Origin of the sequence: Zestomonas carbonaria (assembly GCF_904061905.1) — a bacterium.
GTDB classification, from domain to species: Bacteria; Pseudomonadota; Gammaproteobacteria; order Pseudomonadales; family Pseudomonadaceae; genus Aquipseudomonas; species Aquipseudomonas carbonaria.
The window spans coordinates 1-22,789 of the sequence record NZ_CAJFCI010000050.1 but is presented as its reverse complement, the minus strand read 5'-3'; the positions used below and the strand labels follow the sequence as shown (position 1 = coordinate 22,789).

The 22,789-nt window shown below is 68.6% G+C and carries 23 protein-coding genes and 1 riboswitch; of the genes, 15 read left to right on the top strand and 8 right to left on the bottom strand.

Translation table 11 applies throughout. From position 1 onward, the window contains the following. Positions 1-412: 412 nt before the first annotated feature. Both PSEWESI4_RS12685 and PSEWESI4_RS12680 read right to left on the bottom strand, forming a co-directional pair. Positions 413-1,219: an NYN domain-containing protein gene (locus PSEWESI4_RS12685; protein ID WP_187671567.1), complete on the bottom strand. Its 807-nt coding sequence runs from the start codon at positions 1,217-1,219 to the stop codon at positions 413-415. Positions 1,220-1,344: 125 nt separating this feature from the next. Then, on the bottom strand, positions 1,345-1,818 hold the full coding sequence (locus tag PSEWESI4_RS12680; RefSeq protein WP_187671566.1) for a YbaK/EbsC family protein: 474 nt from the start codon (positions 1,816-1,818) through the stop codon (positions 1,345-1,347). A 178-nt stretch (positions 1,819-1,996) separates the two neighbouring features. On the opposite strand from PSEWESI4_RS12680, the gene PSEWESI4_RS12675 reads away from it, so the two are divergent. The 11 genes from PSEWESI4_RS12675 to PSEWESI4_RS12625 all read left to right on the top strand — a co-directional run bounded on the left by PSEWESI4_RS12675 (position 1,997) and on the right by PSEWESI4_RS12625 (position 11,487). Next, the gene (locus PSEWESI4_RS12675) at positions 1,997-2,992 is read left to right on the top strand and encodes a cytochrome-c peroxidase (protein ID WP_187671565.1); all 996 of its coding nucleotides are present in this window, start codon (positions 1,997-1,999) and stop codon (positions 2,990-2,992) included. A gap of 180 nt (positions 2,993-3,172) precedes the next feature. Next, positions 3,173-3,637 carry a transcriptional regulator NrdR gene (gene nrdR, locus PSEWESI4_RS12670; RefSeq protein ID WP_187671573.1) on the top strand — a complete coding sequence of 155 codons (465 nt, stop codon included), beginning with the start codon at positions 3,173-3,175 and terminating at the stop codon, positions 3,635-3,637. After that, complete coding sequence (ribD, locus tag PSEWESI4_RS12665) at positions 3,634-4,767, top strand: bifunctional diaminohydroxyphosphoribosylaminopyrimidine deaminase/5-amino-6-(5-phosphoribosylamino)uracil reductase RibD (protein ID WP_187671564.1); 1,134 nt, start codon at positions 3,634-3,636, stop codon at positions 4,765-4,767. The genes nrdR and ribD overlap by 4 nt, the downstream gene beginning before the upstream one ends. A 585-nt stretch (positions 4,768-5,352) precedes the next feature. Further along, positions 5,353-5,504: riboswitch (FMN riboswitch) on the top strand. A gap of 118 nt (positions 5,505-5,622) precedes the next feature. Then, complete coding sequence (locus tag PSEWESI4_RS12660; RefSeq protein ID WP_187671563.1) at positions 5,623-6,285, top strand: riboflavin synthase; 663 nt, start codon at positions 5,623-5,625, stop codon at positions 6,283-6,285. A 13-nt stretch (positions 6,286-6,298) separates the two neighbouring features. After that, positions 6,299-7,378: a bifunctional 3,4-dihydroxy-2-butanone-4-phosphate synthase/GTP cyclohydrolase II gene (ribBA, locus tag PSEWESI4_RS12655; protein WP_187671562.1), complete on the top strand. Its 1,080-nt coding sequence runs from the start codon at positions 6,299-6,301 to the stop codon at positions 7,376-7,378. 86 nt (positions 7,379-7,464) lie between these two features. Beyond that, positions 7,465-7,941 carry a 6,7-dimethyl-8-ribityllumazine synthase gene (ribH, locus tag PSEWESI4_RS12650; RefSeq protein WP_187671561.1) on the top strand — a complete coding sequence of 159 codons (477 nt, stop codon included), beginning with the start codon at positions 7,465-7,467 and terminating at the stop codon, positions 7,939-7,941. Beyond that, positions 7,938-8,435, top strand: a complete 498-nt coding sequence (gene nusB, locus PSEWESI4_RS12645; RefSeq protein ID WP_187671560.1) for a transcription antitermination factor NusB — start codon at positions 7,938-7,940, stop codon at positions 8,433-8,435. The genes ribH and nusB overlap by 4 nt, the downstream gene beginning before the upstream one ends. 156 nt (positions 8,436-8,591) lie before the next feature. Further along, entirely contained in the window at positions 8,592-9,545 is a 954-nt protein-coding gene (gene thiL, locus PSEWESI4_RS12640) for a thiamine-phosphate kinase (protein ID WP_187671559.1), read from the top strand. A 9-nt stretch (positions 9,546-9,554) separates the two neighbouring features. Further along, positions 9,555-10,073, top strand: coding sequence for a phosphatidylglycerophosphatase A family protein (locus PSEWESI4_RS12635; RefSeq protein ID WP_187671558.1), 519 nt, complete (start codon positions 9,555-9,557; stop codon positions 10,071-10,073). A gap of 27 nt (positions 10,074-10,100) precedes the next feature. Then, positions 10,101-10,853 carry a type 2 periplasmic-binding domain-containing protein gene (locus PSEWESI4_RS12630; RefSeq protein ID WP_187671557.1) on the top strand — a complete coding sequence of 251 codons (753 nt, stop codon included), beginning with the start codon at positions 10,101-10,103 and terminating at the stop codon, positions 10,851-10,853. After that, positions 10,837-11,487: a retropepsin-like aspartic protease family protein gene (locus tag PSEWESI4_RS12625; RefSeq protein ID WP_187671556.1), complete on the top strand. Its 651-nt coding sequence runs from the start codon at positions 10,837-10,839 to the stop codon at positions 11,485-11,487. Before PSEWESI4_RS12630 ends, PSEWESI4_RS12625 begins: the two co-directional genes overlap by 17 nt. Before the next feature lie 642 nt (positions 11,488-12,129). Here PSEWESI4_RS12625 and PSEWESI4_RS12620 read toward each other — a convergent pair. From PSEWESI4_RS12620 to PSEWESI4_RS12600, 5 genes are read right to left on the bottom strand one after another with little or no spacing between them, the layout of a single operon-like run. Next, positions 12,130-14,178 (bottom strand): hypothetical protein, encoded by a 2,049-nt coding sequence (locus tag PSEWESI4_RS12620; protein WP_187671555.1) that lies wholly within the window; start codon positions 14,176-14,178, stop codon positions 12,130-12,132. Between the two features lie 6 nt (positions 14,179-14,184). Continuing rightward, complete coding sequence (locus PSEWESI4_RS12615; RefSeq protein ID WP_187671554.1) at positions 14,185-14,886, bottom strand: PilW family protein; 702 nt, start codon at positions 14,884-14,886, stop codon at positions 14,185-14,187. Continuing rightward, positions 14,883-15,299 (bottom strand): hypothetical protein, encoded by a 417-nt coding sequence (locus tag PSEWESI4_RS12610; protein WP_187671553.1) that lies wholly within the window; start codon positions 15,297-15,299, stop codon positions 14,883-14,885. The genes PSEWESI4_RS12615 and PSEWESI4_RS12610 overlap by 4 nt, the downstream gene beginning before the upstream one ends. Further along, positions 15,277-15,744 carry a pilus assembly FimT family protein gene (locus PSEWESI4_RS12605; protein WP_187671552.1) on the bottom strand — a complete coding sequence of 156 codons (468 nt, stop codon included), beginning with the start codon at positions 15,742-15,744 and terminating at the stop codon, positions 15,277-15,279. The genes PSEWESI4_RS12610 and PSEWESI4_RS12605 overlap by 23 nt, the downstream gene beginning before the upstream one ends. Continuing rightward, positions 15,741-16,154, bottom strand: a complete 414-nt coding sequence (locus PSEWESI4_RS12600; RefSeq protein ID WP_187671551.1) for a type IV pilin protein — start codon at positions 16,152-16,154, stop codon at positions 15,741-15,743. The genes PSEWESI4_RS12605 and PSEWESI4_RS12600 overlap by 4 nt, the downstream gene beginning before the upstream one ends. A 242-nt stretch (positions 16,155-16,396) precedes the next feature. On the opposite strand from PSEWESI4_RS12600, the gene ribA reads away from it, so the two are divergent. From ribA to PSEWESI4_RS12585, 3 genes are read left to right on the top strand one after another with little or no spacing between them, the layout of a single operon-like run. Further along, the gene (ribA, locus tag PSEWESI4_RS12595; protein WP_187671550.1) at positions 16,397-17,017 is read left to right on the top strand and encodes a GTP cyclohydrolase II; all 621 of its coding nucleotides are present in this window, start codon (positions 16,397-16,399) and stop codon (positions 17,015-17,017) included. Then, positions 17,014-17,427, top strand: a complete 414-nt coding sequence (locus PSEWESI4_RS12590; RefSeq protein WP_187671549.1) for an MFS transporter — start codon at positions 17,014-17,016, stop codon at positions 17,425-17,427. Before ribA ends, PSEWESI4_RS12590 begins: the two co-directional genes overlap by 4 nt. Beyond that, positions 17,427-18,224 (top strand): cobalamin-binding protein, encoded by a 798-nt coding sequence (locus PSEWESI4_RS12585; RefSeq protein ID WP_187671548.1) that lies wholly within the window; start codon positions 17,427-17,429, stop codon positions 18,222-18,224. The genes PSEWESI4_RS12590 and PSEWESI4_RS12585 overlap by 1 nt, the downstream gene beginning before the upstream one ends. A 24-nt stretch (positions 18,225-18,248) precedes the next feature. Here the strand turns inward: PSEWESI4_RS12585 and PSEWESI4_RS12580 are convergent, their stop codons facing one another. Continuing rightward, positions 18,249-19,187 carry a LysR family transcriptional regulator gene (locus tag PSEWESI4_RS12580; RefSeq protein ID WP_187671547.1) on the bottom strand — a complete coding sequence of 313 codons (939 nt, stop codon included), beginning with the start codon at positions 19,185-19,187 and terminating at the stop codon, positions 18,249-18,251. Between the two features lie 161 nt (positions 19,188-19,348). On the opposite strand from PSEWESI4_RS12580, the gene PSEWESI4_RS12575 reads away from it, so the two are divergent. Next, positions 19,349-22,618: a carboxyl transferase domain-containing protein gene (locus PSEWESI4_RS12575; protein ID WP_187671546.1), complete on the top strand. Its 3,270-nt coding sequence runs from the start codon at positions 19,349-19,351 to the stop codon at positions 22,616-22,618. The last annotated feature ends 171 nt before the right edge of the window (positions 22,619-22,789 follow it).

Genomic DNA, 22,789 nt, shown 5'->3' with positions numbered 1-22,789 from the left:
GGGTGGATGTCGCTTTTCACATCCACCGGCTTTTGGCGGATGGTCAGTCCGCGTGGAAAACGCTTCGCGGTTTTCCACCCTACGGCGTTGCTTGCCGGGTTTGCGGTTTCGGACGTAGAGGTCTTTCCCGCCCGAGCCGCTTTCCCGTGTTTCCAGCCCTGTAGGGTGGATGTCGCTTTTCACATCCACCGGCTTTTGGCGGATGGTCAGTCCGCGTGGAAAACGCTTCGCGGTTTTCCACCCTACGGCGTTGCTTGCCGGGGTTGCGGTTTCGGACGTAGAGGTCTTTCCCGCCTGAGCCGCTTTCCCGTGTTTCCAGCCCTGTAGGGTGGATGTCGCTTTTCACATCCACCGGCTTTTGGCGGGAGGCACTCCGCGTGGAAAACGCTTCGCGGTTTTCCACCCTACGGTGTTACTTGCCGGGTTTGCGGTTTCGGACGTAGAGGTCTTTCCCGCCCGAGCCGCTTTCCCGTGTTTCCAGTTCGAAGCGTCTGGGCTGGGCCTTGATCAGTTCGCTGAGCTTCTTGAAGCCGTACAGGCGCGGGTCGAACTCCGGGCGGAGTTTGCCGATGTTGGAGCCGAGGACGCCGAGCTGGACCCAGTCGTCTTCGTCGTCGGCCACGTCGTCGAGGACCTTGGCGATGAAGTCCACCGGCACCTTCTGCGCTTTCACCGGGGCGGCGGGCTTGTCGCCGGATCGGGCTTCCGTGCTGGTGCCGGGTGCGGGGGCGGCGGTGGGTTCTGGCGGCGGCTCGGCGGCGTCGGCGCGGAGGATTTCGGTGTAGATGAACTTGTCGCAGGCGGAGACGAACGGCTTGGGTGTCTTCTGTTCGCCGAAGCCGTAGACGGTCAGCCCTTCCTCGCGCAGGCGCACGGCCAGGCGGGTGAAGTCGCTGTCGCTGGAGACCAGGCAGAAACCGTCGAAACGCCGGGTGTAGAGCAGGTCCATGGCGTCGATGATCAAGGAGCTGTCGGTGGCGTTCTTGCCCTTGGTGTAGGCGAACTGCTGCATCGGCTGGATGGAGTGGTCGAGCAGCACCTTCTTCCAGCCGCCCAGGTTGGGCTGGGTCCAGTCGCCGTAGATGCGCTTGACGCTGGCGATGCCGTACTTGGCGATTTCCTCGAACAGCCCCTCGACGATGGCGGCGGGGGCGTTGTCGGCGTCGATCAGCACCGCGAGGTGTTTCTGCTGGCGCGGGGCATTGGGTTTGCTGGCCATGGCACCTTCCTTGAGCAGTTATGTGCCGACCTTACTGCGAGTGGTTGGTGGAAGGCCATACCTCCGACTCTCCCGTAGGAGCGGCCCATGGCCGCGAATCGCGCGCATGGCGCGCTCCTACGGTCCTACGCGGGGATCAGCTCCTGGCACACATCCACCCAATCCGCCTCGACCAGCGTGGCCAGCCGTTCCGGGCAGATGCGCACGGCGCTGTGCAGGGCGCCGGCGGCGGGGAGGACCTCGTCGAAGGCGCGCAGGGAGACGTCGCAGTAGACCGGCAGCGGGGTGGCCAGGCCGAAGGGGCAGACGCCGCCGACCGGGTGGCCGGTGAGGGCCTGGACGCTGTCGGCGTCGAGCATCTTGGCGCGGCCGCCGAAGGCTTCCTTGAGCTTGCGGTTGTCCAGCCGCGCATCGCCGCGCGCCACCACCAGCACGGTGCGTTCGCCGACGCGCAGGGACAGGGTCTTGGCGATCCGACCCGGCTCGACGCCGTGGGCCTCGGCGGCGAGGGCTACGGTGGCGGTGCTGGTGTCCAGCTCGATGATGTCGATATCGGGCGCCTTTTCCGCGAAGAAGGCGCGAACCGATTCCAGGCTCATGACGATGCTCCTGCTGTGGGTTGAATCACGGACTTTAAGGAAGCCCGGAAAGACCTGTCCAGATGGACGGGGACAGCGGTTCGCCAGCTCGCGGCCTGCTGCTTGATCTGGGTCAAGAAACCCCGGTCGGCGCGGGAACAGACTGACCAAAACAGAAACACGATGAGGAGTGGTCAGCATGCGCACGTTATCCCTGTTAACGGCGGGGCTCTGTCTGGGCTTGAATGCCTGGGCGGCAGCGCCCGACGCCAATGAGCCGGTCCAGCCGATCCCCCCGGCCGAGGTCGCCGATCCGGCCAAGGTCGAGCTGGGCAAGCAGTTGTTCTTCGACCCGCGGCTGTCCAAGTCCGGCTTCATCTCCTGCAACTCCTGCCACAACCTGAGCATGGGCGGCAGCGACAATCTGCCGACCTCCATCGGCCACAACTGGCAGAAGGGCCCGATCAACGCGCCGACCGTGCTCAACTCGAGCATGAACCTGGCGCAGTTCTGGGACGGCCGCGCCGCGGACCTCAAGGAGCAGGCCGCCGGCCCCATCGCCAACCAGAAGGAAATGGCCTCCAACCACGTCCTGGCGATCGACGTGCTGCGCTCGATCCCGCAGTACCGCGAGTCGTTCAAGCAAGTCTACAAGATCGACCAGATCACCCTGGACGCGGTGACCGACGCCATCGCCGAGTTCGAGAAGACCCTGGTCACCCCAAACTCGCGCTTCGACCGGTGGCTGAAGGGTGACGAGAAGGCCATCACCCAGGCCGAGCTGGAGGGTTACCAGTTGTTCAAGTCGATCGGCTGCGTGGCCTGCCACAACGGCGCGGCGCTGGGCGGCAACTCGTTCCAGAAGATGGGCCTGGTCGAACCCTACAAGACCGACAACCCGGCCGAAGGCGTCGCCGGCCTGACCGGCAAGGACGTCGACCGCTTCATGTTCAAGGTGCCGACGCTGCGTAACGTCGAGCTGACCTATCCGTACTTCCACGACGGCGCCTACTGGGACCTGGACGATGCCGTGGATGTGATGGCGCGCCTGCAGCTCGGCCGGCAACTGAGCAAGGAGGACATCGGCAAGGTCACCGCCTTCCTGAAGACCCTGACCGGCGACCAGCCGTCCTTCAGCGTGCCGATCCTGCCGCCGTCCACCCCGCAGACGCCGATTCCTACACCGTTCAACTAGGCGGGGCCCTGTAGGAGCCAGGGGGGACTTGCCGGCGATCGACGAGATCGCCGGCAAGCTGGCTCCTACGCTCAAGGGCGCCACTTGCGGGCTCCGTGCCAATGCGTACGCGCGCAATTTGTCTTGCCGCCGCGATGCGCTACCATGGCCGCTTCATTCCGCACCTCGCCCGTCCTTCCTATGCACTGTCCCTTCTGCGCCGCCAATGACACCAAGGTGATCGACTCGCGCCTGGTCGCCGAGGGCGAACAGGTCCGCCGCCGCCGCGAATGCCTGGCCTGTGGCGAACGCTTCACCACCTTCGAGACCGCCGAACTGGTCATGCCCCGGCTGATCAAGCAGGACGGCAGCCGCCAGCCGTTCGACGAGGACAAGCTGCGCGCCGGCATGCAGCGCGCGCTGGAGAAGCGCCCGGTGAGCCTGGAGCGGCTGGACGCGGCGATCGGCCATATCAAGCACCAGTTGCGCGCCACCGGCGAGCGCGAGATCAAGTCGCGGGTGCTCGGCGAACTGGTGATGGCCGAGCTGCAGAAGCTCGACGAAGTCGCCTACATCCGCTTCGCCTCGGTCTACCGGCGCTTCCAGGACCTCAACGAGTTCCGCGAGGAGATCGACCGCCTCGCCCGCGAACCGGCCAAAGAATGACCGATACAGCCCAAGACCTCCTCGACGTCCGCTACATGGCCCGCGCCCTCGAACTGGCGCGCAAGGGCCTGTATTCCGCCCATCCCAACCCGCGCGTCGGCTGCGTGATCGTACGTGACGGCCAGGTCGTCGGCGAAGGCTGGCACGCCCGCGCCGGCGAGCCGCACGCCGAAGTGCACGCGCTGCGCCAGGCCGGCGAGAAGGCGCGTGGCGCCACTGCCTACGTCACCCTGGAACCGTGCAGCCACCACGGCCGCACCCCGCCGTGCGCCGAGGCGCTGGTCGCCGCCGGGCTCGGCCGGGTGGTCGCGGCCATGCAGGACCCCAACCCGCAGGTCGCCGGACGCGGCCTGCTGCTGCTCGCCGAAGCCGGCATCGCGGTGCACAGCGGCGTGCTGGAGGACGAGGCGCGGGCGTTGAACGTCGGCTTCATCAAGCGTATGGAGCGTGGCCTGCCGTTCGTGCGGGTCAAGCTGGCGATGAGCCTGGACGGCCGCACGGCGATGGCCAGCGGCGAAAGCCAGTGGATCACCGGCCCGGCGGCGCGCGCCGAGGTGCAGCGCCTGCGCGCGCGCTCCAGCGTGGTGCTGAGCGGCGCCGATACCGTCCTGGCCGATGGCGCGCGGCTCACCGTGCGCCCCGACGAACTGGGCCTGAGCGCCGAGCTGACCGCCCTGGCGATGACCCGCCCGCCGCTGCGCGTGCTGGTCGATGGGCGCCTGCGCGTGCCCCTCGACGCACCGTTCTTCCAGACCGGCGCGGCACTGGTGGCGACCTGCGCGGCCGCCTCCGCGCGCGACCGCTTCCTGGCCGAGGGCCACGAACTGCTGGCGGTGCCTGGCAGCAGCGGGCATGTCGACCTGCGCAAGCTGCTCGCCGAACTGGCCGCGCGCGGCGCCAACGAAGTGCTGGTCGAGGCCGGCCCGCGCCTGGCCGGCGCCTTCGCCCGCCTGGGGCTGGTCGACGAATACCAGTTGTTCGTCGCGCCCAAGTTCCTCGGCTCCAGCGCACGGCCGTTGCTCGACCTGCCGCTGGCTCGGATGGTCGAGGCGCAGGACCTGGAAATCCGCGACATCCGCGCGGTGGGCGAGGACTGGCGGATCATCGCGGTGCCCAAGGCCGCTTCGTAGGAGTTGCCGGCAACGCTGCCGCCTTCGTAGGGTGCGCCGCGCGCACCGATGAGAGCGTGCGCCTGCCCATGGTTTTGGCAGGCTGAAGCCGGCGACTGGAGTACGTTTGCCCAGACCACGCTCCCTCACCCCCGGCCCCTGGCTACGCGCCCCGCTCCGGAGGGAGAGGGGAGACAAGCGGTGTAGCCCGGATGCAATCTGGGAGCACCGGCAACTCCGCTGCCAAGGGAGAGGGGGGATACGGAGCCGACCTTCAGCTCATGAGCCGAACGCAGCGCTGAACAGCTCCCTCTCCCCCTGGGAGAGGGTTGGGGTGAGGGCCGGACTTTCTTCCTCCACAAATCGTTGCACCTGGCAGGGGCGTTATGTGGTGGGCTGAAGCGAAGCGCCACCCGGCCCAGCCTACGGGGCGAGGCCTTGTGAGGGGCCCAGGTTGCCTGATGGTTTCGCCCCTCACCCCCGGCCCCTCTCCCGGGGAGAGGGGAGACAAGCGGCATGGGCTACGTATCCTATCGGCCGAAGTCCGTCCTACGTCCCATCTCCGGCGCTTTTGTGGTAAAAAGCGCCCTGTCGCTCAAATGACGACTACGTTCTCAGGGCGGGGCGAAATTCCCCACCGGCGGTAATGGTGCGCGACGCACCTAGCCCGCGAGCGCCTTTCCGGCCACGGGAAGGGTCAGCAGACCCGGTGTGATTCCGGGGCCGACGGTCACAGTCCGGATAAAGAGAGAACGGGAGAGTCCCACGGGCCGCGCGTCCGTGTCCGATCCCTTTCGATCCGATGCCCTGTTTTGTTCAAAAACAGGAGTTTTCCATGTCGTTCCGTACCATCTCGATTTCCGCATGGGAGGTCCCATGTTCACCGGCATAATCGAAGCCATCGGCACCATCCGCGCGCTCACCCCGAAAGGCGGCGACGTCCGCGTGCAGGTCGCCACCGGCAAGCTCGACCTTTCCGACGTCAAGCTTGGCGACAGCATCGCCGTCAACGGCGTGTGCCTCACCGCCGTGGAACTGCCCGGCGACGGCTTCTGGGCCGACGTCAGTCGCGAGACCCTGGCGCGCACCGCCTTCATCGACCTCAAGCCCGGCAGCCGCGTCAACCTGGAGAAGGCCCTGACCCCCACCAGCCGCCTCGGCGGCCACCTGGTCAGCGGCCACGTCGACGGCGTCGGCGAGATCGTCTCCCGCGAGGACAACGCCCGCGCCGTGCAATTCCGCATCCGCGCGCCGCGCGAGCTGGCGAAGTACATCGCGCTGAAGGGCTCGATCACCGTCGACGGCACCAGCCTGACGGTCAACGCGGTGAATGGCGCCGAGTTCGAGCTGACCATCGTCCCGCACACCCTGGCCGAGACCATCATGGTCGACTACCGCCCCGGGCGCCTGGTCAACCTCGAGGTCGACCTGCTGGCCCGCTATCTCGAGCGGCTGCTGCTCGGCGACAAGGCGGCCGAGCCGCAGTCCGGCGGCATCAGCGAAAGTTTCCTGGCCGAGCACGGCTACCTGAAGAATTGAAGGAACCGCCACGATGGCACTCAACAGCATCGAAGAACTGATCGAAGACATCCGCCAGGGCAAGATGGTCATCCTCATGGATGACGAAGACCGCGAGAACGAAGGCGACCTGATCATGGCCGCCGAGTGCGTGCGCGCCGAGCACATCAACTTCATGGCCAAGTACGCGCGCGGCCTGATCTGCATGCCGATGACCCGCGAGCGCTGCGAAACCCTCAAGCTGCCGCTGATGGCGCCGCGCAACGGCTCTGGCTTCGGCACCAAGTTCACCGTCTCCATCGAGGCGGCCGAGGGCGTCACCACCGGCATCTCCGCCGCCGACCGGGCGCGCACCGTGCAGGCCGCCGCTTCGAAAAGCGCCAAGGCCGAGGACATCGTCAGCCCCGGCCACATCTTCCCGCTGATGGCCCAGCCCGGCGGCGTGCTGGCCCGCGCCGGCCACACCGAGGCGGCCTGCGACCTGGCGCGCATGGGCGGTTTCGACCCCAGCGGAGTGATCTGCGAGATCATGAACGACGACGGCACCATGGCCCGGCGCCCCGAGCTGGAAGCCTTCGCCGCCGAACACGGGATCAAGATCGGCACCATCGCCGACCTGATCCACTACCGGCTGATCCACGAACACACCGTCGAGCGCATCTCCGAGCAGCCGCTGGACAGCGAAGTCGGCCAGTTCACCCTGGTGACCTACCGCGACTCGGTGGAGAACACCGCGCACATGGCGCTGACCCTCGGCAACATCTGCCCCGAGGAGCCGACCCTGGTGCGGGTGCACAACATGGACCCGCTGCGTGACCTGTTCATGGTCAAGCAGCCGGGACGCTGGAGCCTGCGCGCGGCCATGAGCAAGGTCGCCGAGGCCGGCAGCGGCGTGGTGCTGCTGCTCGGCAACCCGCTCACCGGCCCCGAGCTGCTCGCCCACCTGGGCCGCCAGCAGACGCCGAGCCCGGCGACCTACAGCACGGTGGGCGCCGGCTCGCAGATTCTCCGCGATCTCGGCGTGCGCAAGATGCGCCTGATGAGCTCGCCGATGAAGTTCAACGCGATATCCGGTTTCGACCTGGAGGTTGTAGAATACCTGCCCTCTGAATAACGGCCGCGCACCGCGCAGTCCAAGGGGCGCCGGCCCGGCGCCCTGTCTATCCTTCCCGAACTGCTCTTTACAGACGAGAACGTTTCATGACCCTGAAGACCATCGAAGGTACTTTCATCGCCCCCAAAGGCCGCTATGCCCTGGTGGTCGGCCGTTTCAACAGCTTCGTGGTCGAGAGCCTGGTCAGCGGCGCGGTCGACGCGCTGGTGCGCCATGGCGTGAGCGAAAGCGAAATCACCGTGATCCGCGCGCCGGGCGCCTTCGAGATTCCCCTGGTAGCCCAGAAAGTCGCCCAGCGCGGCGAGTTCGACGCCATCGTCGCCCTCGGCGCGGTGATCCGTGGCGGCACTCCGCACTTCGAGTACGTCGCCGGCGAATGCACCAAGGGCCTGGCCCAGGTTTCCCTGGAGTTCGGCGTACCGGTCGCCTTCGGCGTGCTGACCGTCGACTCCATCGAGCAGGCCATCGAGCGCTCCGGCACCAAGGCCGGCAACAAGGGCGCCGAGGCCGCGCTGTCCGCTCTCGAGATGGTCAGCCTGCTGGCGCAGTTGGAGGCCAAGTGAGCAACGACGATAGCGACCGCTTCAACCCGCCCGCGGAGAAGCGCCCCAACGCCCCGACCGGCAAGCTCGCCGCGCGCCGCCAGGCGCGCAGCCTGGCCATGCAGGCGCTGTACCAGTGGCAGATGGCCGGCCAGTCGCTGAACGAGATCGAAGCGCAGTTCCGCGTCGACAACGACTTCTCCAAGGTCGACGGCGCCTACTTCCGCGAGATCCTCCACGGGGTGGCGACCAACAAGAGCGAGATCGACGGACAGTTCGAGCCGCTGCTCGACCGTCCGCTGGAAGAGCTCGACCCGGTGGAAATGGCGATCCTGCGCCTGTCCACCTGGGAACTGCTCAAGCGCGTCGACGTGCCTTATCGCGTGGTGATCAACGAGGGCATCGAGCTGGCCAAGGTGTTCGGCGCCACCGACGGGCACAAGTTCGTCAACGGCGTGCTGGACAAGCTGGCGCCCACGCTGCGCGCCGCCGAAGTGAAAGCGGCCAAGCGCTGACGGCGGTGGCCGGCTTCGCTCGCTTTTCCGTGGCCCGGATGCAATCCGGGGGCGGTGTTGCCGGTCGTCCCGGGTTGCATCCGGGCCACGGTGGTCGCGCGCTTCTTCTCTCTTTCCTCCGTCCCCTCTTCCGTGAACGGGGGAGGGGAGTCGCGCATGGGTGAGTTCGAGCTGATCCGCCGTTTCTTCGCCGCCGCGCCCTGTGCGCAGGCGGCGGCTGGCGTGGCGCTCGGCGTCGGCGACGATTGCGCGCTGCTGCAACCGGCCGCCGGCGAGCAACTGGCGATATCCACCGACACCCTGGTCGCCGGGGTGCACTTTCCCGAATCCTGCGATCCCTTCCTGCTCGGCCAGCGCGCTCTCGCGGTGTCCGCCAGCGACCTGGCGGCGATGGGCGCCACGCCGCTGGCCTTCACCCTGGCGCTGACCCTGCCGGCGGCCGACGAGGCCTGGCTGGAAGGCTTCGCCCGTGGGCTCGACCGCATGGCGCGGGGCTGTGGCCTGGCGCTGGCCGGTGGAGACACCACCCGCGGGCCGCTCTGCCTGACCCTCACCGTGTTCGGCCGGGTCCCCGCCGGCCAGGCGCTGACCCGCGCCGGCGCGCGCCCGGGCGACCTGCTCTGCGTCGGCGGTTCGCTCGGCGATGGCGCCGGTGCGCTGCCCCTGGTGCTCGGCACGGCTCAAGCTCCAGCCCAGGCAGCCGATTACCTGCTCGCCCGCTACTGGTCGCCGCAGCCGCAACTGGCCCTCGGCGAATGGCTGCGCGGCCGGGCCAGCGCGGCGCTGGACATCTCCGACGGCCTGCTCGCCGATTGCGGACATATCTCCCGCGCCTCCAAGGTCGCCGTGCACATCGACCGCGAACGCCTGCCGCTGTCGGCGGCGCTGCTCGACCTGCACGGCCGCGAGGCGGCGCTGCAGCATGCCTTGTCCGGCGGCGACGACTATCGCCTGGCCTTCAGCCTGCCGCCGGCCCTGCTCGCCGAACTGCGGGCCGCCTGGCCAGAGGTGACGGTGATCGGCCGCGTCGAGGCGGGAGAGGGCGTGCACTTGCTGGACGCCGGTGGCGGCGAACTGCGTCCGCCCTCGGCGGGTTATCAACACTTCTAGGACCGTCGCGTGCCAGAACATCCCGACCAAGCCCCCGCCCAGCCCGTGCCGCCTTCGGTGTGGCGCAATCCCTGGCACTTTATCGCCTTCGGCTTCGGCGCCGGCACCCTGCCCAAGGCGCCGGGCACCTGGGGCTCGCTGGTGGCCCTGCCGTTCATCCCGCTGTGGCAACTGCTGCCGGACTGGGGCTACTGGCTGATGCTCGGCCTGACCATGCTGTTCGGCGTCTGGCTGTGCGGCAAGGTGGCCGACGACCTGCGCGTGCACGACCACGAGGGGATCGTCTGGGACGAGATGGTCGGCATGTGGATCACCCTCTGGCTGGTCCCCGAGGGCTGGGGCTGGCTGCTGGTGGGCTTTTTGGTGTTCCGGATTCTCGATATTCTCAAGCCTTGGCCGATACGCTGGATAGACCGGCATGTGCATGGAGGCGTAGGCATCATGCTCGACGACATTCTCGCCGGGGTGTTCGCCTGGCTGGTCATGCAACTGCTGGTATGGGGTTGGAGTGTGCAGGCCGTCATCTGACGACGGCCATTCTCGAGGGAAGTTCGTATGCGTGGCGGTTGGCTGGGAATCGTGCTGTGCCTGCTCGTCCCGTCGCTGGTCCAGGCGGAAGAGCCGCCGCCGGCGGATATTCGCGTGGTCAGCGAAGTCTGGGCGCGTTACACCGAGCCCGACGGCAGCGGCCTGGGCTGGGACGTGCTGCGCGCGGTGTACGGGCCGGCCGGGGTACGCTTGCAGCACAACAGCGCGCCCTATACCCGTTCTATCGGCCTGGTCCAGCGCGCCGAAATGGATGCCTGGGTCGGCTCCTATGTCGACGAGGTGAGCATCGGCGTGGTCTATCCGCGCTGGAACTACGATGCCGACCTGATCTGTGCACTCGGCCTGGCTGAACAACCGACGGTGAGCCTGGACAACCTGTCCAGGTTCCGCCTGGCCTGGATGCGTGGCTACAGATTCGAGCGCTATCTTCCGAACTTGACGCACTACCAGGAAATCCTGCGGCGCGACGGTATCCTGTCGATGCTGGCGCTCAAGCATGCCGACCTGTTCATCGACGCTCGCCCGGAGATCGAGGATGTGCTGGCGGCCGCCGAGGATCGCTCCGCCTACCGGGTCACCTGCGTAACCAGCCTGCCGCTCTACCTGGGTTTCGCCGATACGCCCCGTGGGCGGGTGCTGGCCAGGTTGTTCGACCAGCGCATGGCCGAGTTGGTGAAGACCGGTGAGCTGCGGCCGCTTTTCGAGCGCTGGCACTACCCCTATCCATTCCAAGAGGGTTCCCATGCGTCCACGCCTTGAGCTGCTTTGCGCCGGCCTGCTGCTGGTCTGCGCTTCCCTTGCTGCGGAAACCCGCGTGCAGGTGGTCGGACTGTTCCCCGGCGCGGCGGTGCTCAATATCAACGGTGAGCGCAAGCTGGTGAAGGTCGGCCAGACCGGTCCCGGCGGCGTCGAGGTGGTCAGTGCCGACAGCCGTGGCGCGGTGCTGCGGGTCGATGGCGTGGAGCGCAGCTACGGGCTCAGCCGCGAGTATTCCGAGGGTGGCTACAGCGCGCCGACGCGCCAGCAGTTGAGCATCGCCAAGGGCGTGGGCGGTCACTACTGGGTGGCGGGCTCGATCAACGGCCATCCGGTGCAGTTCATGGTCGACACCGGCGCCACCTCGGTGGCGATGAACGAGGCCCAGGCGCGACGCCTGGGCCTGGACTTCCGGGTTCAGGGCCAACCGATGGTGGTGAGCACCGCCAGCGGCACGGCCAAGGCCTGGAAGGTCAAGGCTGACCGGGTCAAGGTCGGCACCCTGGAACTGCTCGGCGTGGAGTCGGTGGTGCTGGAAGGCGACTCGCCGACCGAAGTGTTGCTGGGCATGAGTTTCCTCGGCCGGGTCGGCTGGCGCGAGGAGCAGGGCGTGCTGGTGCTGGAATCCAAGCATTAACGGCCGATAACAGCGCTGGAAATTTTTGTAGGAGCGGCCCATGGCCGCGAAAGAGCGTCTCCCGGATGCAATCCGGGGGCACCGGCAACGTTGCCTTTGTAGGGTGCGCCGCGCGCACCGGTGAGATGCCAACTCGGAGCTTGTGCGCCTGGCCTGCTCATGACCTGATGCCGCCTCTCCAACCTCACCCCCGACCCCTGGCTACGCGCCCCGCTCCGGAGGGAGAGGGGAGACAAGCGATGTAGCCTGGATGTAGTCCGGGGACATCGGCAACTCCGCTGCCTTTGTAGGGTGTGCTGCGCGCACCGATGAGAGGCCAGCTTGGGGCTTGTGCGCAGCCGGCTCATGACCTAGTGCTACCTCCCCAGCCACGCTCCCTCACCCCCGGCCCCTCTCCCGGAGGGAGAGGGGAGACAAGGTAGCCCGGATGTAATCCGGGAACATCGGCAACTCCGCTGCCAAGGGAGGGGGAGTGTACGGAGCGGACCTTCAGCCCATGAGCCGAACTCAGCGCTGAACAGCCCCCTCTCCCGCTGGGAGAGGGTTGGGGGGAGGGGCGGACTTTCCTTCTCCCACAAATCGCCGCACCTGACAGGGGCCTTATGTGGTGGGCTGAAGCGGAACCCCACTTGGCCCACCCCGCTATAGATAACGACTCCACAACAATGTCGCCTGGCTGGTCTGGTTGGTGCCGGTGGGTTCGCAGTCGGTCACGCAGGGTTGGCCGCCGGCGGTCATTTCGGGAATCAGACCGGGGTCGAAGCCGGGGGGCAGGTCGCGCAGGTCGATGATGGTGTTGCCGGCCCAGTTGCTGCTGGAGCCACCCAGGCCGGCGGCGGTGACGTGGCCGTTGACCATGGTGTCGCCGCCGGTCTGCAGCAGGTCGCCGGCGATCACGCTGCCATAGATCCTCGTGGAGGCGCCGAGGTCGATGTCGCCGCCGGAGAAGGTGCTGCCGGAGTAGCCGCCGGCGAGCAGCGCGATGTTGCCCAGCGCGTTGGCCTTGAGGTTCTGCCGGGCCGGGTCGCAGAAGTTGCCCGGGTACAGCTCGCCGTAATAGGCGTTGGCGCAGACCTGGGCGTAGCCGGCGTAGTTGACCGCCCAGGTGCGGTGGTCGCCGCTGGTGACGATGTCGCCGGTGGCCAGGATGCTGTTGAGGAACCGGCCGCTGGCCAGCTCGACGTCGCCCTCGAACCACAGGGCACCGGGGGCGACCACTGCCGGGTCCTCGTCGCCGGGTAGTCCGCTCAGCGTCCACCGGTCCTCGCTGTAGACGATGCTCTGCGCGCCATCCGAGGTGCCCTGGGTGAACTTGCGCAGGTTGTCCACGCCCGTGCCGGTGCAGTTGCCGTCGATCAGCGTGGCGCACTCGTCGCGGCAGTAGCCGTTGTCGTCCACCGCCACGCAGAGGTAGCCCCAGAGGTCGATGAAGCCCTGGCTGATCTTGCCGATCCGGTAGGTGCCGTCGGCGATGCCGTTGACGTTGCGCACGCCGACCTGGATCCGGCCTTCGCGGAACTCGAACACGTAGTTGGCCGCATCCCGCAGTTCGTAGGCGTCGACGTTCGGCTTGGGCTGGGTGAAGGGCAGCAGCGTGTCGATCAGGAGGATGTCGACGGTGGCCTGCGCGCTTATCCTGTCCGCTGCGTCCGGGCAATTGAATACGCCGCCGCCGGCGCGGATGCTGTCGAAGTTGCTCCAGGCGGGACCGACGCAGAACACGTCGGCCTGGCTGTTGATCGCCCGGATGGTCGGGAAGCCGCTGACGGTGATGTTGCCGACCGCGTTGGCCTCGGCGGTGGTGCCGTTGCCGATGCTCAGCGTCTCGCCGGCGGTCAGGGTGCCGTGGCTGCCGCCGCTGCTGGCGCTGATCGCACCGAGGGCGTTGGCGGTGGCGACGCTGCCGTTGGTGATGGTGATGTCGCCGTTGGCGTTGATCAGCCCCTGGTCGGCGCCGCTGCTGATGATGACGTTGCCCAGCGCCGAAGCCTTGAGCGCCGCGGCCGAGCCGCCGAGCATGATGTTGCCGTTGGCGAACAGTTCCTCGACGGCGATGGCGCTGCCGATGTTGATGTCGCCGGTGGCGCGCAGGGTCTTGATGCCGGTGACCGTGCCGCCGCTCATGTCGACGTTGCCGGCGACGTTGAGCTTGGCCCCGTCGTCGCCTTTCACGTCGATGTTGCCGCGCATGTCCAGGTCGCCACGGATGTTGATCACGTCGCTCCACGGCTCGCGCGAGCTGGGCTGGTTGGCGCCGCCGGGCAGCACGTCGAATATCGCCTGGATGGTCGTGGTGGCGCGTGCGGCTTCGTCCTGGTTGCGGATGTTGGCGGTGACCCGGTAATGCTGCGCCCCGCTGGCGGCGTCCGGCGGCAGGTTGTCGACGATGCCGGCGTGCAGCGCGCGCTCGCCGATGCGCATGGCGAGGGAATCGCCCGCCGCCAGGGTGAGCAGGGCGCTGTCGTCGAGCTGTTCGAGGTACTGGCGGAAGATCTCCACGCCGGCCCAGGCGCCGGCCTGGGCATGGGTGCTGGCATGCACCGCCACCTGTTTCTCCTGGCTGCCGCGCACCGCGTGCATCACGCCGAGGGAGGTGACGGTCAGCGCCATGCCGGCGAGCAGGACGATCATGATGGTGGCCATGCCGCGCTGGCGGCGGAAAGCATGGATGCGTACGGGATGGGCGCGCATGGCCGGTTACTCCGCGATGTTGGACAGGCAGAGGCTGTAGCTGAGCGGGGCGATACCGCTGGCTCCGGCCAGTTGCGCGCTGCTCTGCGCGGTGAGGGTGACCTGCGGGTGACGGGCCTTGGCGCCGAAACCGAATGGCGCGCAATCGACCGCCGCGACGGTGAAGTCGACCAGCGGCTGTGGTGCGGCCTGCTGGTCGTCCGGTACCTGCAACCTGGCCAGCTCGTGGCGCACCGACCAGCTCAACCCGCCGAGGCCGGCGCCGCAGCCGCTGGCTTCGAGCAGCGACAGCCGGCGCAGCGCCTTACCGGTGACGGCATCCTGGTCGGCGCGGTCGACCAGGCCCCGGCACTGGTAGCCGGTCGCGTCCCGGTAGCGCCAGAGCAGCGCGGGATGGCTCTGGCCGCCCAGGCTGACATCGGTTTTCAGCAGGTTCTGCGCGCCGCCGGGGTCGATGCCGAAGCCGGCATTCTGCAATTCGAGCTGCGCGGTGAGCAGGCCGGCGGCGAGCTGGCCGTCCTGGTTGGCGTCCTGGGTGGCGACCACGGCGGTCTGCACCAGGTTGCGGTACAGGGTGAGCATGGCGAGGATGCCGATGACCGACAGCAGCGTGCCGACCATCAGGCTGATCAGGTTGACGCCACGCTGGCGGGCGATCCCGGCGCAGGTCCCGGGGCGCCCGTTGCCGGCTCGCGGATGCCTGCTCACAGGCCACCTCCGACGCGTATTTCGCCGCCCAGCGCCGGGTCGCTGACGCTCAGGGTCAGCGGGCCGCTCAGGCCGGTGAGTTGCCGGGGCGAGGCCTCGCCGGTCCTGGTCACCGAGGCGGACAGGGTGCTGCCGCAGCCGGCGACCGTCACCGGCAGGACCATCTGGTTGGGCAACAGCAGGTTCGGCGCGCTGGCGCACAGGTCGAGGCTGCCGCTGCCGTTGCGCTGCAACAGGTCGCGAAGCTGGCTGACGGCGAGGTTTTGCAGGTTCATGTCCTTCTGGCTGACCGCCACCCGCGAGGTGGTGTAGACCAGGCCGAGGCCGACGATGGACATCAGCAGGATGCCGATCAGCGCTTCGAGCAGGGCGTCGCCGCGCTGGCGCCGGCTAGTGGAACGTGACCGAGACATGCTCACTCCCCGCCGACAGGGCCAAGGTCTGGTTGTCGGCGCAACCGCCGAGGTCGATCGGCATTGCCCTGGCGTCGAAACCCAGGCAAGCGAAATCGCTGCCGCCGCTCTGTACGGCGACCCGCTGTGGCAGTTGCGCGCTCCATTGCCGGGGCGCGTCGCAACTGGCCGGGCTGCCGGTGCCGGCGGCCTCGTGCAGGCTCAGCATCTTGTCCCCGTCCAGGCACAGCAGGGCCGAGGGCTGGTCGTCGATCATCCCGTGGCGGTTGCGCAGGGCGGCCGCCTTGGCGCGGCCGATCCCCTGGTTGAGCAGGCCCTCGGCGTCGCGCACCTGAGCGCTGTCGCTCCAGGCGGCGGTGAAGGGTGCGGCGACCATCAGCAGCACGCCGAGCAGGGTGACGACGATCATCAGTTCCACCAGGCTGAAACCGGCATGGCGTTTCATAGCCAGTTCCCGCTGTACGTGCCGCAGTTGGCGATGCTGCGGGTGTTGTCGTGGGTCAGGGTGAGGGTGCAGCCGTCGAGGCGGCCGCCGCTGCCGGTGGCGATCAGGGCATAGGTGCTGGCCGTCGCCTCGACCCGGTAGGAGAAGCTGCTTTCCGCCGGTTGCCAGCCGGGGAATGCGGCCTTGGTGGCGGCGGTGTCCGCCAGCGTGCCGTTCGGGTAGGCGAGGGTGCGCTGGTAGGCGTTCTCCAGGTTCAGGCTGAGGGCCACCAGGTCTGCCTGGACGGTCTTGATCCGGCCCTTGTCGACGTAGCCGTGGTAGGCCGGCAGGGAGATGGCGGCGAGGATGCCGATGACGGCGATGGCGATCAGCAGCTCGATCAGGGTGAAGCCGGGGGACTTGGCTCGCATGGGGTGATTCCCGTTGGAGACTCATCCCATAAAGTGTGATGCAGTTCTCAAAATTTGTTCGTTCTCCTGACAACCGTAGCGTTCTGGCCGGGATCGTCGGACGTTCGTTCCAGAACCGCCGGTCGTCGGCGGTTATGAGCATCGAGCGATTCGATCTTTATCGACAACTATTCCGCCTGACCGCCGGGCGCGGCCTGCTGCTACAATGCCGGCCCTTTGTGATTGCGAGACAGGAGCTTCCGGTGTCCGTTGTCTTTGTCGCCGCCTCCCAACTGCCTACTCCGTTCGCCGTGTTCACCATGCATGGCTTCCGCGAGGAGGCCACCGGGCGTGAACACGTGGCGCTGACCCTCGGCGATGTCGCCGATGGCGCGCCGGTCCTTGGCCGCCTGCATTCCGAGTGCCTGACCGGCGATGCGCTGTTCAGCCTGCGCTGCGATTGCGGCTTCCAGCTCGAAGCGGCATTGCGCGCGATCGCCGCCGAAGGCCGTGGCGTGCTGCTCTACCTGCGCCAGGAAGGCCGTGGCATCGGCCTGCTGAACAAGATCCGCGCCTACGAACTGCAGGACGGCGGCGCCGACACCGTGGAAGCCAACGAGCGCCTGGGCTTCGGCGCCGACCAGCGCGACTACGCGATCTGCCTGCCGATGCTCAAGCACCTGGGTATCCAGTCGCTCAAGCTGATGACCAACAACCCGCGCAAGGTCAAGGGCCTGGGCGACGTCGGCATCCAGGTCAGCCAGCGGGTGCCGTTGCAGATCGCCCACAACCCGCACAACCGCAAGTACCTGGCCACCAAGGCCGGCAAGCTCGGTCACCTGCTCGGCAACCAGCACCAGGGCGAGGAAGAGGAAAGCGCGTGAGTCGTGACTCCTGGCGCCGCCGCCTGGCGCGCGGCTGGTGGTTGCACCTGGCGCTGGCCCTGGCGCCGCTGCTGCTGGTCGACCTGCTGTTCTCCGGCGCCAGGCATGGCGCGCTGAGCATGCCGCTGTTCATCGCCGGGCTGCTGGCGATGTTCCCCAGCCTGCTGCTGTTCCGCCGCTACAAGCTGGCGCTGATCGCCACCGAGCGGGCCCTCGACACGGACGGCGAGCAAGCCGCCTGGCAGCAGCTCGAAGCGCAGCGCCGCAAGGCCCTGTTCGGCGCCGCGCTGCCGGCCTGGATCGCCGCGCTGGCGGTGTTCGCCGGCCTGGAAGCCGTCCCGCAGTCGCTCCTCGTGCTGTCCAGCCTGGTGCTGCTGGTCCTCTACCGCATTCCCCGCCAGCTCGGGTGATGCGTCGCCTGCTCGCCTGCCTTCTGCTGCTTCTGGCCTGGCCGCTGGCGGCGGCCGAGCGGGTGGTCAGCCTGGCGCCGTCGCTCAGCGAAATCATGCTCGAACTGGACGCCGGCGACCTGCTGGTCGGCCTGCTGGATGGCGGCGAGCGCCCGGCGGCGCTGGCTCACGTGCCGTCGGTGGGACGCTACGGGCAACTGGAGATGGAAACCCTGCTCGGCCTCGAGCCCGACCTGGTACTGCTCGCCCCGGGCAGCGTGCCGCCGGCGCAGCAGGAGCAGCTTCGTCGCCTGGGGTTCAACGTACAGGCCGTGGCGCCGCGCAGCCTGGCGCAACTGGGCGAGGCGTTCGAGCAGATCGGCCAGCGCATCGGCCGCCCCGAGCAGGGCCGCCAACTCGCCGCGCGCTTCCGCCAGGGGCTCGGCGAACTGCGCCAGCGCTACCGCCGCGAACAGCCGGTGACGGTGCTCTACCAGGTCTGGCACAAGCCGCTGTACACCATCGGCGGCGGGCAGATCATCAGCGACGCGCTGGAAGTCTGCGGCGCGCGCAACGCCTTCGCCGAACTCCGCCAGCCGGCCCCGCAGATCGGCGTCGAAGCGGTGCTGGCGCGCGACCCGCAGGTGATCCTCGGCGGTACCCGCGCCGAGCTGGACATCTGGAAGGCCTGGCCGCAGTTGTACGCGGTGCGCCGGGGGCAGGTCTGGGAAGTGCCGGACAAGGGCCTGGAGCGGCCCAGCTTCCAGATGCTCGGGGCGCTGGAGCAACTGTGCCGGGTACTGGCCAAGGCACGATGAGGCGCCAGGAGACTGCGCCGCCCCCTACGACGGCACGACCAGCCCCCCTTCGCCCCGCCCCAGCTCCAGCAACTGTCCCCGCAGCCAGCGATTGCCCGGCTCGTGCTCGGCCTGGCGCGACCAGTACAGGTTGAGGGTCACCGGCGGCAGTTCCAGCGGCATCTCCAGCAGGCGGTTGCCCAGCCCGGCGTTGAGCAACCGCGCGTAGCGCCGGGGCATGGTCAGCAGCATCCCGCTCTGCGCCACCAGTTGCGCCGCCGTCAGGTAGTGCTGGCAATGCTGGCGGACCTGTCGCACCAGGCCGAGGTGACCCAGGGCCAGGTCTTCCACGCAGATGCCGCGCCGCCGCGACGTGACCGCCACGTGCTCGGCGGCCAGGTAGCGTTCCACCGTCAGCTCGCCGCTGAAGCCGGGGCCGGCGACCACGCACAGCGGGTCGCGCAGCAGCAGTTGCTGGCGCAGCTCCGCGTCGGTGGGGCGGGCGATCTCGATGGCCAGGTCGACCCGCCCGGCGATCAGCTCCAGCTTCAGCTCCGCCCAGTGCACGCTGCTGCTGCGCACCTCCAGCCGAGGCGCGATACGGCGCAGTTGCGCCAGGATCGCCGGCAGCACCACCGGTTCCATCTGCTCCGGCATGTTCAGCACGAAGGCGCGCCGGTCGCGCTGCGGGTCGAACGCCTGGAGGCGGCCGACGCTGCGTTGCAGGCTGTCCAGCGCGTCGAGGATGCCCGGCGCCAGTTGCTCGGCCAGCGGCGTCGGCGCCACGCCACGGCCGTCGCGGACGAACAGCGGATCGCCGAGCTGTCCGCGCAGGCGCCCCAGGGCGTGGCTGACCGCCGACTGGCTGAGGTGCAGCGCGGCGGCGGCGCGGGTCAGGTTGCGCTCGCGGTAGATCACCTCGAACACCCGGAACAGGTTGAGGTCGAGGCGATGGAGTGCCGGCCATTCATGTGTTTTATTCATGGTTATTCCGCGATTCCAGGCGATGCCAGCAGCCTAGCAGCACGAGCCTTGCGGATAACCATGCATGGGATTCATGGATGATGATGAATAAGCATCAGTTCTGCCTGGCCGCCGTGCCTGTCTAAGCTGCTCGCCAGACAAGAACGAACGGAGTCCCTGCTGTGAGCGCGCCCTTCAATGCCGTCCTGATCGCCAACCGAGGCGAGATCGCCATCCGCATCGCCCGTGCCTGCGCCGAGCTGGAGATACGCAGCGTCGCCATCCACGCCGAAGACGACGCCGCCTCGCTGCACGTGCGCAAGGCCGACCGGGCGGTGCCGCTCGAGAGGCGCGGCGTGCCGGCCTACCTGGACATGGAGCGACTGATCGCCATCGCCCGCGAGGAAGGTTGCGACGCCATCCACCCCGGCTATGGCTTCCTCGCCGAGAACGCCGGGTTCGCCCGCCGCTGCGCGGAGGCCGGCCTGCGCTTCATCGGCCCGGCGCCGGAAGTGCTGGAGCTGTTCGGCGACAAGGCCCGCGCCCGCGAACTGGCCGAGCGCTGCGGGGTGCCGCTGGTGGCCGGGATCAACCGCGCGGTGAGCCTCGACGAGGCGCGTGCGTTCCTCGCCGAACATGGCGCCATGATGCTCAAGGCGCTGGCCGGCGGGGGCGGGCGCGGCATGCGCGTGGTACAGCAGGCGGCCGATCTGGACGAGGCCTACGCGCGCTGCCAGTCGGAGGCCCTGGCGGCGTTCGGCAACGGCGCGCTCTACGTGGAACAACTGGTCGGCCAGGCGCGGCATATCGAGATCCAGGTGCTCGGCGACGGCAGCGGCGCGGTCAGCCATCTGTGGGAGCGCGATTGCAGCCTGCAACGCCGCCACCAGAAGCTGGTGGAGATCGCCCCCAGCCCCGGCCTGCCGGAAGCCACCCGCGCGGCCTTGATCGATGCCGCCCTGCGCCTGGCCGGCGAGGTGCGCTACCAGGGCCTGGGCACCTTCGAATTCCTGCTCGACGGGGAGCGCTTCTACTTCATGGAGGCCAACCCGCGCATCCAGGTCGAGCACACGGTCACCGAGCAGGTCACCGGCGTCGACCTGCTGCACACCCAGTTGCGGCTCGCCGCCGGCGCGACCCTGTCCGAGCTGGGCCTGGACAACCCGCCGGCGCCGCAGGGCTACGCCGTGCAACTGCGCATCAACCTGGAAAGCATGAATGCCGACGGCAGCACCCGCCCGGCCGCCGGCACCCTGGGCGCCTACGAGCCGCCGTCCGGCCCCGGCCTGCGCGTCGACGGCTACGGCTACGCCGGCTATCCGGTCAGCCCCAGCTACGACTCGCTGCTGGCCAAGCTGATCGCCTCCGCGAACGACTACCCGAGTGCCTTGCGCCGAGCCTACCGGGCACTGTGCGAGTTCCGCCTGGAAGGCGTGGCGAGCAACCTGCACCTGTTGCAGAACCTGCTGCGCCTGCCAGAGGTGGCCGACAACCGGGTCGATACCCGCTTCGTCGAGCGCCATCTGCCCGCGTTGCTGGCCGCCCAGGAGCAGTCTCATCCGCACCTGTACTTCGCCCAGGCCGGCGCGGCATCCGGCATCGCCCAGGCGGCCATCGACACGCCGCCCGGCTGTCTGCCGCTGGCCACGCCGAGCACCGGCGTGCTGGTCGCCCTGGAGGTCGGCGAGGGCGACGCCGTGGCGCTCGGCCAGACCGTCGCCGTGCTGGAGGCGATGAAGATGGAGTTCGAGGTCAAGGCCAGCGCCAGCGGCGTCGTCCGCCTGCTCGCCGCGCAGCCGGGCCAGGCGTTGAACGAAGGCCAGGCGTTGCTGTTCATCGAGCCGGCGGAGGTGGTCGGGGCCGCCGCGCGGGACGAGGAAAGCCGCGACCTGGCGCATATCCGCGCGGACCTCGGCGAAGTGCTGGAGCGCCACGCGCTGCTCGGCGACGAGCGCCGTCCGCAGGCGGTGGCGCGGCGGCGCAAGACCGGCCAGCGCACCACGCGGGAGAACCTGGCGGACCTGCTCGACGAAGGCAGCTTCATCGAATACGGCGCCCTGGCCCTGGCCGCGCGACGGCGACGCAACTCCTTGCAGGAACTGATCGAGCAGAGCCCGGCCGATGGGCTGGTGGCCGGCCTCGGCACCGTCAACGCCGAACGGTTCGGCGCCGAGGCGGCGCGCTGCATGGCCATCGCCTACGACTACACGGTGTTCGCCGGCACCCAGGGGGTGATGAACCACAAGAAGACCGACCGCATGCTCGACCTCGCCGCGCAGTGGCGCGTGCCGCTGGTACTGTTCGCCGAGGGTGGCGGCGGGCGGCCGGGCGATACGGATTTCGTCGGCGTCGCCGGGCTGGACTGCCACACCTTCGTCGGCATGGCGAGGCTGTCGGGCCTGGTGCCGCTGGTCGGCGTGGTCTCCGGGCGCTGCTTCGCCGGCAATGCCGCGCTGCTCGGCTGCTGCGACGTGATCATCGCGGCGAAGGACGCCAGCATCGGCATGGCCGGTCCGGCGATGATCGAGGGCGGCGGCCTGGGCAGCTTCAAGCCGGAGGAGGTCGGGCCGGCCGGCGTGCAGGGGCCGAACGGAGTGATCGACGTGCTGGTCGAGGACGAGGCCGAGGCGGTGCGCGTCGCCAAGCAGTACCTGTCGTATTTCCAGGGCGACCTCGACGATTGGCAATGCGCCGACCAGCGCGAGCTGCGCCATGTCATCCCGGAGAACCGCCTGCGTGTCTACGACATCCGCCAGGTGATCGAGCTGCTCGCCGACCAGGGCAGCGTGCTGGAGCTGCGCCGCCAGTTCGCGCCGGGGCTGGTCACCGCGCTGGTGCGCATCGAGGGCAAGCCGTTCGGCCTGATCGCCAACAACCCCGCGCACCTCGGCGGCGCCATCGACGCGGTGGCGGGGGACAAGGCCGCGCGCTTCATGCAACTGTGCGACGCCTTCGACCTGCCGATCGTCTCGCTGTGCGACACCCCCGGCTTCATGGTCGGCCCGGAGTCCGAGAAGCAGGCCACGGTGCGCCATGTCTCGCGGATGTTCGTCACCGCCGCCAGCCTGTCCGTGCCGTTCTTCACCGTGGTGCTGCGCAAGGGCTACGGCCTCGGCGCCCAGGCGATGGCCGCCGGCAGCTTCCACTCGCCGCTGTTCACCATCGCCTGGCCGAGCGCCGAATTCGGCGCCATGGGCCTGGAAGGCGCGGTGCGCCTAGGTTTCGCCAAGGAACTGGCGGCCCAGGAAACGCCCGAGGCGCGCCAGGCGCTGTTCGACAAACTGGTGGCCAAGGCCTATGAGAGCGGCAAGGCGATCAACATGGCCAGCTTCCTGGAGATCGACGCGGTGATCGACCCGCAGGAAACCCGCGCCTGGTTGTTGCGTGGGCTCAATGCGGCGCCGAAACCGGCGAGAGATGGGCGGAAGAGGGCGTTCGTCGATACTTGGTAGGGCCTCATGTGGTGGAGTGCTGCCCGGCCCACCCGAAGCCTTGAGAGAGGGACAGGTTGCCTGTGGTTTCGCCCCTCACCCCCGGCCCCTGGCTACGCGCCCCGCTCCGAAGGGAGAGGGGAGTATCCGGAGCCGACCTTCAGCTCATGAGCCGAACGCAGCGCTGAACAG

Bases quoted from the DNA above. Each gene is read 5' to 3' on its own strand.
- PSEWESI4_RS12600 (WP_187671551.1), bottom strand. From the start codon at position 16,154: ATGCGAGCCAAGTCCCCCGGCTTCACCCTGATCGAGCTGCTGATCGCC.
- PSEWESI4_RS12630 (WP_187671557.1), top strand. From the start codon at position 10,101: ATGCGTGGCGGTTGGCTGGGAATCGTGCTGTGCCTGCTCGTCCCGTCG.
- nrdR (WP_187671573.1), top strand. From the start codon at position 3,173: ATGCACTGTCCCTTCTGCGCCGCCAATGACACCAAGGTGATCGACTCG.
- PSEWESI4_RS12585 (WP_187671548.1), top strand. From the start codon at position 17,427: ATGCGTCGCCTGCTCGCCTGCCTTCTGCTGCTTCTGGCCTGGCCGCTG.
- ribBA (WP_187671562.1), top strand. From the start codon at position 6,299: ATGGCACTCAACAGCATCGAAGAACTGATCGAAGACATCCGCCAGGGC.
- PSEWESI4_RS12660 (WP_187671563.1), top strand. From the start codon at position 5,623: ATGTTCACCGGCATAATCGAAGCCATCGGCACCATCCGCGCGCTCACC.
- PSEWESI4_RS12675 (WP_187671565.1), top strand. From the start codon at position 1,997: ATGCGCACGTTATCCCTGTTAACGGCGGGGCTCTGTCTGGGCTTGAAT.
- ribD (WP_187671564.1), top strand. From the start codon at position 3,634: ATGACCGATACAGCCCAAGACCTCCTCGACGTCCGCTACATGGCCCGC.
- PSEWESI4_RS12685 (WP_187671567.1), bottom strand. From the start codon at position 1,219: ATGGCCAGCAAACCCAATGCCCCGCGCCAGCAGAAACACCTCGCGGTG.
- PSEWESI4_RS12580 (WP_187671547.1), bottom strand. From the start codon at position 19,187: ATGAATAAAACACATGAATGGCCGGCACTCCATCGCCTCGACCTCAAC.
- thiL (WP_187671559.1), top strand. From the start codon at position 8,592: ATGGGTGAGTTCGAGCTGATCCGCCGTTTCTTCGCCGCCGCGCCCTGT.
- PSEWESI4_RS12605 (WP_187671552.1), bottom strand. From the start codon at position 15,744: ATGAAACGCCATGCCGGTTTCAGCCTGGTGGAACTGATGATCGTCGTC.
- PSEWESI4_RS12625 (WP_187671556.1), top strand. From the start codon at position 10,837: ATGCGTCCACGCCTTGAGCTGCTTTGCGCCGGCCTGCTGCTGGTCTGC.
- PSEWESI4_RS12610 (WP_187671553.1), bottom strand. From the start codon at position 15,299: ATGTCTCGGTCACGTTCCACTAGCCGGCGCCAGCGCGGCGACGCCCTG.
- PSEWESI4_RS12620 (WP_187671555.1), bottom strand. From the start codon at position 14,178: ATGCGCGCCCATCCCGTACGCATCCATGCTTTCCGCCGCCAGCGCGGC.
- PSEWESI4_RS12680 (WP_187671566.1), bottom strand. From the start codon at position 1,818: ATGAGCCTGGAATCGGTTCGCGCCTTCTTCGCGGAAAAGGCGCCCGAT.
- ribH (WP_187671561.1), top strand. From the start codon at position 7,465: ATGACCCTGAAGACCATCGAAGGTACTTTCATCGCCCCCAAAGGCCGC.